At 59.9% G+C, this 12,384-nt stretch carries 9 protein-coding genes; all 9 read right to left on the bottom strand.

The window, feature by feature from the left end:
• Nucleotide 1: 1 nt before the first annotated feature.
• Nucleotides 2-1,168, bottom strand: coding sequence for a glycosyltransferase family 4 protein (locus tag AC2ETI_RS15905; protein ID WP_021343206.1), 1,167 nt, complete (start codon nucleotides 1,166-1,168; stop codon nucleotides 2-4).
• Complete coding sequence (locus tag AC2ETI_RS15900) at nucleotides 1,165-2,061, bottom strand: glycosyltransferase family 2 protein (RefSeq protein WP_019747424.1); 897 nt, start codon at nucleotides 2,059-2,061, stop codon at nucleotides 1,165-1,167. Before AC2ETI_RS15900 ends, AC2ETI_RS15905 begins: the two co-directional genes overlap by 4 nt.
• Entirely contained in the window at nucleotides 2,058-3,269 is a 1,212-nt protein-coding gene (locus AC2ETI_RS15895) for an MATE family efflux transporter (protein WP_069146126.1), read from the bottom strand. Before AC2ETI_RS15895 ends, AC2ETI_RS15900 begins: the two co-directional genes overlap by 4 nt.
• On the bottom strand, nucleotides 3,266-4,477 hold the full coding sequence (locus AC2ETI_RS15890; RefSeq protein ID WP_069146279.1) for a glycosyltransferase family 4 protein: 1,212 nt from the start codon (nucleotides 4,475-4,477) through the stop codon (nucleotides 3,266-3,268). Before AC2ETI_RS15890 ends, AC2ETI_RS15895 begins: the two co-directional genes overlap by 4 nt.
• Nucleotide 4,478: 1 nt before the next feature.
• Nucleotides 4,479-5,789 carry an O-antigen ligase family protein gene (locus AC2ETI_RS15885; RefSeq protein WP_021343202.1) on the bottom strand — a complete coding sequence of 437 codons (1,311 nt, stop codon included), beginning with the start codon at nucleotides 5,787-5,789 and terminating at the stop codon, nucleotides 4,479-4,481.
• On the bottom strand, nucleotides 5,776-7,299 hold the full coding sequence (locus AC2ETI_RS15880; protein WP_483634112.1) for a sugar transferase: 1,524 nt from the start codon (nucleotides 7,297-7,299) through the stop codon (nucleotides 5,776-5,778). Before AC2ETI_RS15880 ends, AC2ETI_RS15885 begins: the two co-directional genes overlap by 14 nt.
• An 835-nt stretch (nucleotides 7,300-8,134) precedes the next feature.
• Nucleotides 8,135-8,503, bottom strand: a complete 369-nt coding sequence (locus AC2ETI_RS15875) for a GNAT family N-acetyltransferase (protein WP_372461248.1) — start codon at nucleotides 8,501-8,503, stop codon at nucleotides 8,135-8,137.
• 418 nt (nucleotides 8,504-8,921) lie between these two features.
• Nucleotides 8,922-10,367, bottom strand: coding sequence for a tyrosine-protein kinase domain-containing protein (locus tag AC2ETI_RS15870; RefSeq protein WP_019747429.1), 1,446 nt, complete (start codon nucleotides 10,365-10,367; stop codon nucleotides 8,922-8,924).
• Between the two features lie 682 nt (nucleotides 10,368-11,049).
• Entirely contained in the window at nucleotides 11,050-12,375 is a 1,326-nt protein-coding gene (locus tag AC2ETI_RS15865) for a UDP-glucose dehydrogenase family protein (RefSeq protein WP_099698604.1), read from the bottom strand.
• Between the last annotated feature and the right edge of the window lie 9 nt (nucleotides 12,376-12,384).

Here is a 12,384-nt window from a genome sequence, read left to right as displayed (position 1 = left end):
CTCACCACTTCTTCGAGTTCGTTTGTTGACGTTCATTGCACTGGCCGTAACTGCGCGACAAGACCGATGTCAACCGAGATCGAGTCCAATCACGCTGTGGTTCAAAGAAAGAAAGTTCTGTCTCGACAACCGATCGAGCGATACGAGAGGCGAGAGTCGAGGCCGGAGCAACCGGGATCGCCACGGCGTTACTACCGGCCAGTGTCGGCACACCGCCGAGATCCAAACAGACCACCGGGAGGCCCACCGCAGCCGCTTCGGCCGCCACCCAGCCGCCCGAATCGTGCATGCTCGGGAAGAGCAGAACGGAGGAGGCCCCCATCTCGCCCACCACTTCCGATCTGTCGAGCCACCCGCGAAGCGTGACCTGACCGCGCCGATACGGAAGCGACTTCTCGATCCGCCCGCGGGCGGGTCCCTCCCCGACAAAGGTCATGGACCACTCGGCGCCCAAATGCTCGAGCGCGTCCAGAATCAGGTCGATTCCTTTGTACTGCAACAGTCTTCCTACGAACAAGAGCCTTCGTTTCGGCCTGGGTACCGCTTGCTTCTCGATTCCGTCGTAGTCCAGAACACAATTGGGTTGGATGACGACGTTGCGTGCCCGCGGTGCGCCACGCCCGCTGTCGGAGTTCATCGCGATGAAAGTGTCGACTCGTCCGGCCATGAAGACATGTGTCAGTGACCGAACGGCTTTCGTCGAGCAGGTTCGAACTGCCGTGGTTGCCAGATACCGCATACCGATGCGCTTGGCGAGCGGCATCGGCGGGTAGGTGTTGCCCCCGGCAGGCCCCCATACGAGTCGTGCGCCGCCGGCTCCACCGAACAGCACCGGTGGTGGCAGCCAGTCGGAGGCGAAAGTTGCATGGTGCAGGACGTCGAAGTTTGCCGCTTCACGCCGAACGAACAGTGAAGTGTGCCAGAGCCATCGGAGGTATCGACCGTACGATCCGGCTTCTTCCGCGGTCAAAGTCGCTATTCGCACGACACGAACTTCGCAACCGAGCTTTTCACACTCCGATTCCAAAGCAGGAGCCTCACCGGAGCGAGTCACCACCGTGATCGACTCACACAGTTCGGAAGCCGCCGAGAGAAGCGCCCAACCCGCACCGGATTCACTCCCCTGATTCGGATCGCAGGCGTATGCCGTCATCAACAACCGTGTCATCGCGCTACCACCAGCCTCTGTGCGCGCGGCTTCCGAGAATCGCGGCGGCTGAATCGCTCTGAGAACCAACCGATGTTGCGTGCACCGTGGTCGAGAACCACGCGTTTGATCCGTGGACTGATCAGGGCAACGGGGATCAACGTCGCCGACGCGAGTACGAGCAGAGCGCGTTTGGCACTCTGAGCCGTCAACAGTGGCAGGTCGAGCTGTCCTTGACAGACCGCGAGGATTCGTCCGTTGTTGACATACCGGGCGAAGAGCCAGGAGTCCCGACGCCGATCCTCGTCGACGGGTTCGTACGCAAGCGCCTCGTCGCACCACAACAACCGGACACCGCCGGCGCTCATCCTGAGCGTGAACTCGGTGTCCTCGCCGCCAGGTAGATCCCAGTCGTCACTGAAGTTCAAGCCGTTCAAAGTCTTCAGGTCCAACAACAGATTTCCGGCGCCTGCAGACGCAACCGGGGTGCCGGTCGAATGGCGAACGCGAGTGTGCAATGGAAGTTCTGAGGCAGGCAGACCCACCGGAATCACAGGACCGGCCACAGCACCTGCGTCGAAATCTGCGGCGCAGGTGAGGAGATTCGACAGCCAGTCGACATCGACGTACTCGTCGTCGTCGACGAAGACGATGTAACGACGATCTCGTGCACGGGCGAGATCGACCAGCGCACGTCGCGCCGGAGATACCCCGCCAAATCCGAGATGCAGTCGTTCGATCCCGTCGGCAACATACGTCGGTGTGGTGGATTCCGGATCATTGTCGCCTACTACGACCTGGGCGGAGACACCGGAAGCCTGGATCGATGCCCGGACGCTGTCGATGCATACAGCCAGTTCCGATTCGCGACGGAAGGTCAGAATCGCCACTATGACGCCGCTGGGATTCTTCATGAGAGGTCAACTTTCGGTCGGGCGCCACGGTTCATCGAGACCAGGAGTGCGACGCTCGCGCTGACGCACGCCGACGCGGCCAATGCTCCTGCGACGTGTACGGCGCTGTCGGTCAGTCCTGCCCCGAGAACGATCAGAAACTGCAGAGGCAACAGCAAGGCGCGAAATCTGTTGAGGTTTCCCGTCTTGTCCACGACGCGGATCGACGTGCCGACTCCCAGCAGAATCCCGTTGAACGCCACCGCCAACCCGCAGAGCAGAATGACCGGTATCAAGTTCGGAAAGTGCGGTCCGACCAGATGATCCATCAATCGCACTCCCGAGAGTCGAATCTCGAGTGTGAGACAGATCAGCGAAACGCAGATGATCGAAATCCAGAAGATCTGCAAGCCCACTCGGCGGCCGAGTGCCATGCACTCGCTCGCGCTCATCGCTTCGACACCACTGCCGAACTTACGCATCAGAATTGGCGAGATGCCCGCGAACATCAAGGACAGTGGACCGAGCAGTGTCTGGGCAGTTCTGATCTCACCGATCATCGAGATCGACGCCACCACGGTGAGTATCAAGAACATCGCCTGCTGCGCAGCTGATCCCATCAATATCTCGATCGCAAACGGCACGGATCTATATCGGTGAGTGCGCGAGTACCTGACCGACGGCACCGGCGGTACCAGACGCATGGATGCGTGACCGAGCGCGAGCGCGACGAAGACACCGACCGTATAGGTCACGAGTGCAAGTGTCAGATTCTCGACCAGGAAAGCTGCAATTAGGACGAACGAGAGTGTCACGATCTGTATCGACGCAGAGATCCAACTCGCTCCGTCGTGCATCAGCATCGTGCGTATCACGTCCAACACCACGAAACCAGCTGCAGCCAAGGCGTATACCGTGAGATTCATCGAGTCCGAGCCGGCGATCAGGAACAGTGCCCACACCGATGTCACCGATACCGCCGCCAGCACGATCGTGGGTGCCAACGCCGGTCCACGCTCGTCGGACACCGCCCCTCGCGACAGCCAGACGTCGACGCCGATCGCTCTCCCCAGTGCCAGTGCCAACAGACCCGCCGATTGAATCACGGCAACCTGGCCGACTTCGATCGGACCACCGAGTCGTGCCACCGAGGTGAGAACGACAAAAGTGAGGACGCTCGAAAGCCCTTGATCGGCCATGAATGTCACATACCGAGTGCGATCGTTCACGATCTCACCTCGTTGATGAGCTCACGCATCGACGTCGCCGCCTTGCGCGATGTGAAGCGATTCGAGTAGTGACGATAAGCGGATCTGCGTATCGCCGATCGGTCGTCCGCTCCGAAGATTCGGTCGAGGGCCTCGCGTATCGACGACTCTTCCAAGGTATGGAGAGGCGTTCCGCCCGGTCCGACGATGTCCGCGAGTGCACCGCTGGTTGCGTAGATGACCGGGGTGCCAACCGACATCGACTCGATCGCAACGCGTCCGAACGGTTCTGCCCACTGAGACGGCACCACGGACGCCGCACTGTCGCGGAGTATCTCGATCACATCTTCGTGTGAAGTGAATCCGGCCAGCGTGACGTTGTCGAGAGCTGCGCTTATGCTGGAGATCTCGCCGTACTGCGGTCCGTCACCGAGAACTGTGAGCGAGGGACTTCCAGCGCCCTGCGGCCAGTTGCGCACCAAGTCCAGGACGCCTTTCTCCGGTGTCAGTCGGCTGACGCACACGACCGAATCAGTGCTCCGGAACTCGGGTTCATTTTCTTCGAATCCGAAGTTCGGACGAACCACGACGCGGCCAGAATCGATCAGTCGTCCCTCGACCAGACGTGCTGTCATCGCGCTCGTTGCGACAAACCTGTGCTGCTTCCACCCCAAGACGCTGATCTTGACCGCCGCAGCGCTCAGGTAGCAGACAAGGCTCTGCAGTCGGCTGTTTCCGTAGCATCCGTTGCGGACACAACTCGTGAAGTAGTTGGTGGAACCGCATTCGGTGCACGTGCCATCTGCGCGCAACTTTGCTGACGGTGTGGCGAGGCGATAGTTCCGAACCGCCTGCAACGTAGGAATTGCGGCGGCTCGTGCGGCCACGAGCAACGAAGCCGAGAACGCCGGCCAGAGATTGTTCACGTAGACGATGTCCGGTCGCTCCGAACGAATGATGCGCAATGCATCGACGAGTACTCGAGGACTGAACACTGCGGTGACTGCCGCCCACGGTCCCCGGGAGATCTTGGAATTCTCGGTAGTGCACTGAACCGTCTCGTATCCGATCGATTCGAGGAGCTTGGATTCGTTCGCGAAGCTCTGCTCCTCACCACCCGGATTCCGATAGATCGCATGGAACATCAAGGCTTTCGGCGGCGTGGATCCACCGGCGGACGTCGGGTTCACTTCAGGCTTCGAACGCGCTACATCGAACGACTTGTACATCTCACTGACCTCCTCTTCGCTCCGGAGCGAACCCGTACGCACGACCCCTACGGATCGACAATTCGGCGTTGCCTGCACTGTGAGAGCGGTGCGTCGAGGGTCCGTACGGCGCCAGGAAGACCCATGCGATCAGCCACATGGCGCCGAAGAAGAGCGTCGACTCCGTCAAGTCCATCGAGAAGACGAGAACCATGATCGCGACGACGGCGATGTACTCCGTTCTGCTGCGAGCTCGCCCGAGCGCCGTGTTCAGAAGCAGGTAATAGCCGGCCAACAGCAGCAGGAATCCGATCCAACCGATCTGGAGACGAATGTCGAGCATTCCGTTGTGCGCGCTGGTCGCCGGAAAGGACAGCTTGGACCGGATCATCTGTCCGACAACGCTGTCAGGTGCCCAGACCGAGCCGAAGCCCCAACCGAGCAGGGGCCGCTGTTCGGCGTAGTACTCGGATACCGTCCAGAGATGTAGCCGGCCGGTCAACGTGACATCTCGCGAGAGTAGCGCTGCGACATCGGGTCCGAGCACCTTCATCGCGCCGGACACCCCGATGTACAGCCCGATGATCACCGTCGAGGCAAGGCGAGCGTTAGGTGTCCGTCGAAGGCACTTCAGAGCAAGCACTGTCGCCAGCGCAATCCCTGCAGCGACGAGACTGGTCTGGCTCCGGGCTTCGAACAACACGATGCCGGCGACAGCCAGTGCCGCCACCCACGGAATACGCTTGACGTCGGGAAGCATGAGCATGACAGCAACAAGGACAACTTCGATCGCAGCCATTCGGCCCAAAGTATTCTTGTGCGTGAAGATTCCGCGGTAGGCAACAGCGCGGGTATCCACATCGATGCCGGTCGAAGGATCGAGGACCACGACCATCAGCGACAGCACCAGTAGTACCAGCAAGGTGACGGCCACAGTCCGCACTCGCACCGGGAAGGTCAACTCGCGGGCGACCATGATTCCCGTGATCGCCAGGCACACGATGACGATGCCGGCGACGGCGGAGTTCCGGGGCAACGTCGACCAGTACCAGCTGGTTGCCGGAACGCCGGCCGCGATCAGAAGCGTGAAGACAGGCCAGGACGCGTTGCGTGAGTATCGCCGGTCGAGGAAGTAGACCAACGCGAGTGTCGCCGAGAGAACGGCCGAACCGTGTACGAGCAACGATCCGAGCGCTGTCTTCTGCGTGTAGGCCTGAAAGGCTCCGCTCGCGCCGATGACCGCGATCACCAATGCCGTTCGCAAGATCAGCGGATTGTTCGGTGCCTCATTTTCGCAAGGCGCCGGTGCCGCATTCTTGTCAGTAGGCGCCATCACTTCCCACCACCGCCTTGAGCGTCTTCGCGACGATCATGACGTCACCCATCATCGACCAGTTGTCGACGTAGGAAAGATCAAGGCGGACAGTGTCTTCCCACGAAAGATCAGAACGTCCGCTGACTTGCCACAGGCCGGTGACACCGGGCTTGACCAGTAGCCGGCGACTGACCGCACCGTCGTACATCTCGACCTCGCGCCGAAGCGGTGGCCGCGGTCCGACGACGCTCATCTCGCGCCGAAGAACATTGACGAACTGGGGCAACTCGTCGATCGAGTACCGACGCATGAAGCGACCGACCGTCGTCACACGCGGATCATCTCGCATCTTGAAAAGCACTCCGGCGCCTTCGTTCTCCTTCATCAGCGCCGTGACTTGAGAATCCGCATCCTGGACCATCGAGCGGAACTTGAGCATGGGGAACGGCTGCCCGTCCAGCCCCATCCGCTCGGACTTGTACAGAACCGGCCCCTTGCTCGTGAGCTTGACTGCGATCGCAGCCGCCAGAAGCACCGGACTGATCACGGCGAGTACCGCGGTCGAGAAGACGATGTCGAAGGTCGTCTTCGTGAACTTCTGCGCGCCGTGATAGCGCGGACGCTCGACATGGATCAGCGGAAATCCTGCGACCGGGCGCATCGACAGCCTCGGTCCGGACACATCCAGAATCCCTGGTGCAACAACAAGGTCCACATGATCGCGCTCGAGATCCCAGGCCAACGTCCGCAGCCTTTCCGGTCCGAATCGCTCCGACGCCGTCACTGCCACCGTGTCGGCACCGACCTGTTCGATTGCGTCCGTGACACTGTGCTCATCTCCGAGCACCGGAATGTCCCGACCGTTCACTGTGACAACTTCGCCCACGTCTCCTCCGTAGCCAGGTACGCAGACTCCGACGACTCGGTATCCATGGGCATCGTCTCGCTCGAGGTTGCGTGCAAGATCGACAACCGCCCCTCGCACACCGACCACAAGTACGGCAGTTCGAAATTCACCTCGGGCTCGCTCACGAGCAATCACCCGTCGCCAGATCCAACGACTCGCGATCAAGGCGGTCAATCCCATCGGAAACGCCACGGCGAGGTACAGGCGCGCGATCTCCAGGTGAAGGAGAAGGCTGGCGATCGCAATCAGTCCGAACAGGCGGAGCGTTCCGACGGCGATCAATCGGTACTCTTCAGGGCCGCTTCCGATCACGCGAGGAGATCTGGTGCGAAATACTCTCAATACGGCGAACCAGCCGATAATCAGGGCGAAAGACAGTGCGGTGTAGCTGAAATGGCCGAATGCTTCACCGTCTACGACATCCGCGTCGCTACCGAATCGCCACCATTGAGCCAGAAACACAACTGCCGCAACAATGATCGTGTCGGTGATCGCCAGACGACGAAGATACGCAGATTGCCATTTCCTGCGTGCGGAAACTCCACCAGCCCTCTCCGGCGCTACTCGTCGGTGTTGTTGTGGCCGTTCTTTCGTGGGCGCGGCCATCTCGAGAACCGTCATGTGTTCAGAAACCTTTCCCCATGCACAAAATTCGGCCTGAAGCTGTTCGCCGGCCGAGGTCCATCGGACCGCCTTGCCGAATCCCGAAACTTCGACAGCGAAGCAACTGCTCCGCATTGCTGCGTTCAGTGCGAATGGTCGCATTACGTGCGCCTTGCAGTTAACCCGGCGACTGTTGTCAGGCCTCGGCCCAACTGTCGATTATTGCGGCATTGCCGCAGCTCACACCCCATGATTGAAGCAGAGTCCACTAACGACCCAAACACAGGACGATCGGCGATTTCTCATCGCCCGCTGACGTCGCCAGCCTCGATATTGTCAGGACTCACGTCTTGGCAATTCTTCGGCTAGCTGGTCAGTACCAGTGAGGAGTTTGCCACATTCCGGACAGTGTGGCAATAGCGCTTTCCGAACTTCTTCCGAACGCCAGCATTGAGGTCAGTTATTCACCCTCTAAGCAGGAGGGTGCGAACATTCCTCACCATTACCATTGCGTACCTATAGTTTTCATCGCCTTGATCAATTGGACTCCACGTTTGGACGGAAACCAGCACGCAGTTGGTAATCGCTCTGCAAACCATACTTTGATGCGTTCGGCGTCGCCTCAGACCTGGACGATTGTCCGGCACTTGGCCTCTGCGCGCTTTACTTACGACTGGCCGGCAATGCGCGAACCTACGGTCGGGCGACACCGAGAATTTAGACATGCGAAAGGAGGAGCCTGGACCGCCACTGACCGTCCATGCGGTGCAGAAAGATTTGCAGCACAATCCAATTCGAGAAGGGGGAATTGAGCAGCCGTTCGACTACAAAGCGGGGCGACCGCTACCGACGGCTATGTCCATGGCAAGCATGCACGGCCATGGCAAGAGTGCGTGGCCGCGTATAGGTCAACTGACGCTCGACATGCTCGTTGGCGCCCAGTAGCGGATCGTGTCTCTCGAACAGCCGAGGTTGCGGTCGACTGATCAGCTGGGCGCACGCTCGCGAGTAGACCCCCGCAAACCTCGATGGCCTTGCGTGAACCCACGTTCATCTCGTTGCGGGCAATCAGGACTCGACCGAGGCCCACCGGTTGTGTGGCATACGTGAGCATCTCCTGCAGCGCCGTCGACGCGATACCTTGCCGGCGTTCCGGCGGCCGGATTCCATAGCCGATATGACCACCGAAATCGGCCAAGATCTCGTTCATGCTGTGCCGCATCTGGATAGCACCGAGATACCGGCCGCCGCGAGCGATCCACCAGTTGGTTGCCGGGACAATGTCGGGCCCCGTCCACGACTCTGGCTGCGCCAACAGCTACTGCACCCACTGCCTGAATCCAGCACGGGATGCCAGACCGAGATCTAGACGTTGCGCAACTCCAATCGCCGAACCGTGCTGGTCCGCCTGCGGTCAGCCACACTCGTCACACGACTCCAACAGGAAGCTCACAACGGCTCGTCAGGCGCAACCAGATCGAAAGCCGTAGCGGCACCGGTCAAGTAGGACAGGTCAGACCGCAGCGTCGCAGACTCAGAGGACCCGACTAAAGAATTGCGTCCGATTCACCACACGCAGAAGGGCCCTCGAGCATTGCTCGAGGGCCCTGTGAGGCGTCGGGATTTAACGTACGACCAGATCAGTTGACTGTCGACGTTACCCTTCGTTCGCCGACTGGATTGCTGTCCACGGAACCTCCCACGGCCACGTCAGCGACAACCGGATCGGAATCGTAGTAGTACTTGTACTCGTAGACACCACGACCGTTCAGCGGGGTCATCGTGATGACAGTGCCGAGAATTGTCGCGCCCACACTGTGGAGATTGCCGACCGCCCTGCTCAGCTGATCCCTCTTCGTCGAGCCGTGACGAGCAATCACGAGCGCACCGTCCGCCAGCGCTGAAAGCACTGCAGCATCCGTAACCGGAAGCAACGGCGAGGCGTCGATGATGACGTAGTCGAACCTTCTGCGGAGATCGGTAAAGACTGCATGGGCAGTGTCAGTCCCCAGCAGTTCGCTCGGGTTCGGGGGAATCGGACCTGAAGCAAGGACCGTCAGGTCAGCATTGCTCGTGACTTGAAGTACGTCGTCGAGATCTGCTTGCCCAGCCAAGACCGAGCTCAGACCGACGCTTCCGATAAGTCCAAGGTACTTCGAAACGCGAGGCTTACGGAGGTCACCTTCGACGAGACACACCTTCTTGCCTGCCTCGGCCAGCACGAGTGCGATGTTCACCGCAGTCGTGGTCTTTCCCTCGGAGGGAAGAGAACTCGTGACGACGATGACACTCGGTGGACGATCCACGGCCAGGAACTGCAGATTGGTTCGCAGTTCGCGGTACGCCTCGGCACTTGCGGAGTTGCCCTCGTGGAAGTTGATCGCTTGATGAACTTCACGTTCCTTGTCGAACGGAATTGTTCCCACCATCGCCGCGCCGGCGATGTCTTCGACCACCTTGCGCTCTTTGACGGTGTTGTCCAGGCGATCACGCACGACAGCCAATCCGATCCCCAGCAGAAGCCCGATCGCGGCACCGAGCGCCACGTTCCGCGAAGTCTTCGGCGACACCGGTTCCGCGGGAGTTTGTGCTCGCTGCTCGACAACGACGCGCGCCGGCGCTGTGCCACCATTCGCGGGCGTACCCAGATCTTTGACCATCACGACAAACTCGTCCGACAGCGCATTTGCGATTTCGCGTGCCAGTTCAGGCGACGCATCTTGCACGCTCAAATCGAGAAGTACAGTATCCGGCGCCGATGTGGCGGTAACCTTCGACGAGATCTCCGCCGCGGACAGCCCACCCAATCGATCTGACCCCACTGCATCGATTGTTCGCTGCGCGAGCGTCTCCCCAGTGAGGAGCTTGGCGTAGGAGGTGACCAACTGCTGTGAAAGCTGGTTGCCTTGGTAAGCCTCGTTCACGGTCGTTCCAGTGGAAGTCGACACGAACAGGCGCGTGGAAGCCTGGTAGACCGGTGTCGCAATCAACGAGGCACCCAAAGCGCCCAAGATCACAACCACGGTGACGACAACGACTATTTTCCACCGTGCCTGCAAGATCTTCAGGTAGTCCCGTACATCCATCGTCGAATCTCCTTCGGCTCGAGCACGTAGCACGTATTCGAGTAGTAATCGACAGCCGCTTGTCGAGCCGCTGCACTCAATCCAGGCTGAACGAGGCAGCCAATCTTTTTATCGCGCGTCCCTGCGTCACAGAGAGGTCGATCCCGAAACAGGCAGGGACAAGAAACCTTCGTGGCATCTCACGCATCTCAGTTCGTGGTCCACACTTGACGGCACGACTACATGTTGACGCAGCGGCGAACCTGCGACACGGACATCTGGTCCAGTTCTCTTCGTCAGCCTCATCGGCCGACACCGCCACCTGGAGTTCACTGCACATCGAAGAGAGCGGACGTAACGTGCAGCCAGGCTGAACTCTACTGTGTCGTGGTTCTTTTCACCACCGCAACGCAGCATCGAAACCCCTCGATTTCGCCAGCCGAATGTGCTGACCACGCGAAGATCACACACCCTCAGCCGGCCGTAGGACCAAAGTCCGCGAACATCCAACAACGCCCGCCGCCACCGGAAGCCGGTGCACACCAATCGAACAGGGCAAACACCACTCGCCCCGAAATCGACGGGCGGCGATCGAAGTTTCCACACCGGAATAGTTCATCTACTGACGGACCTTCGTCCCAGACACGCGGGCACTCCCCTCGACGCCATGCAATAACCATCCCTCACTGAGGGTTTCATCGATCTACGGCCTTCCAAGACCTCGATAGGTCCACCCTGCGTCGCGCCAGGTGGTCGGTTCCAGGCAGTTACGTCCGTCGATGATGACCTTCTTGCGGACGACCACTTCGAGATCCGACGGCAACAACTTTCGAAACTCGGTCCACTCGGTCAGAACCAAGACGACATCAGCTCCTGCACACGCGTCAAGTGCACTCGAAGTGTAAGTGAGGGTGGGGAACAACGCCTTCGAGTTTCCCATGGCCTTCGGGTCATAGACATTGACGGCAGCGCCTTGGAGCTGAATCTGGCCGGCAACGTTCAGCGCAGGTGAGTCGCGCACGTCGTCGGAGTCAGGCTTGAAGGCTGCACCGAGAACCGCCACATTGGCTCCGAGTAGAGAACCACACGCTTCTCGAGCCAGTTCGACCATCCGAGTACGACGACGCATGTTGATATTGTCGACTTCGCGTAGGAAAGTGAGTGCTTGATCTGCTCCCAGCTCACCCGCACGCGCCATGAAAGCACGGATGTCCTTAGGTAGGCAGCCACCACCGAAACCGATTCCGGCGTTGAGGAATCGCCTACCAATTCTCTCGTCGTGGCCGATGGCATCGGCAAGAACGGTCACATCCGCGCCCGACGCCTCGCACACCTCCGAGATCGCATTGATGAACGAGATCTTCGTCGCCAGAAATGCATTGGCTGACGCTTTGACCAACTCCGAAGTCGCAAGGTCGGTCACAACGAAGGGAATACCTTCGTTCAAGAGCTGCTCGTACACTTCACGCGCAACCGATTCCGCACGTCCGGGTCGATTACGGTCGACCCCGAGCACAAGCCGGTCCGGGTGAAGTGTGTCTTTCACCGCGTAGCCTTCCCGGAGAAATTCCGGGTTCCACGCCACCTCGACGTCTTGTCCGGCAGGCGCCAGTTCCCGTGCCCGCGCACCCAATCGCTCTGCTGTACCAACTGGCACTGTTGATTTCCCGAAGATAACGGTCGGCCTGGTCAAGAGGGGTGCAAGCGTCTCGATCACCGAATCGACAAAACGCATGTCGGCCGCGAACTCCCCCTTCTTCTGCGGCGTACCGACGCCGAGGAAATGGATGTCGGCGAACTCTGCGGCCTCCTCGTAGGAAGCCGTGAATCGAAGACGTCCCGCGGCTATGTTGCGGCGCAGCACTTCCTCGAGTCCCGGTTCGTAGAAAGGAACCTCCCCAGCTTCGAGCATCGCGAGCTTGTTCGGATCAACATCCACCCCGAGAACCTCGTGACCCAACTCGGCCATGCAAGCTGCATGTGTCGCCCCGAGGTAGCCGGTGCCGAATACCGCAATACGAGAAGTCATAACGATGTC

The organism is Rhodococcus sp. MurmanLake-1, from assembly GCF_056945715.1.
The sequence above is the reverse complement of the archived record's forward strand: the minus strand, read 5'-3'. Positions and strand labels throughout refer to the sequence as shown.

Excerpts from the sequence above, each read along its gene's own strand:
- AC2ETI_RS15875 (WP_372461248.1), bottom strand. The coding sequence starts at position 8,503 with ATGCGGCACAGCATGAACGAGATCTTGGCCGATTTCGGTGGTCATATC.
- AC2ETI_RS15890 (WP_069146279.1), bottom strand. The coding sequence starts at position 4,477 with ATGTACAAGTCGTTCGATGTAGCGCGTTCGAAGCCTGAAGTGAACCCG.
- AC2ETI_RS15900 (WP_019747424.1), bottom strand. The coding sequence starts at position 2,061 with ATGAAGAATCCCAGCGGCGTCATAGTGGCGATTCTGACCTTCCGTCGC.
- AC2ETI_RS15885 (WP_021343202.1), bottom strand. The coding sequence starts at position 5,789 with ATGGCGCCTACTGACAAGAATGCGGCACCGGCGCCTTGCGAAAATGAG.
- AC2ETI_RS15865 (WP_099698604.1), bottom strand. The coding sequence starts at position 12,375 with ATGACTTCTCGTATTGCGGTATTCGGCACCGGCTACCTCGGGGCGACA.
- AC2ETI_RS15870 (WP_019747429.1), bottom strand. The coding sequence starts at position 10,367 with ATGGATGTACGGGACTACCTGAAGATCTTGCAGGCACGGTGGAAAATA.
- AC2ETI_RS15905 (WP_021343206.1), bottom strand. The coding sequence starts at position 1,168 with ATGACACGGTTGTTGATGACGGCATACGCCTGCGATCCGAATCAGGGG.
- AC2ETI_RS15880 (WP_483634112.1), bottom strand. The coding sequence starts at position 7,299 with ATGACGGTTCTCGAGATGGCCGCGCCCACGAAAGAACGGCCACAACAA.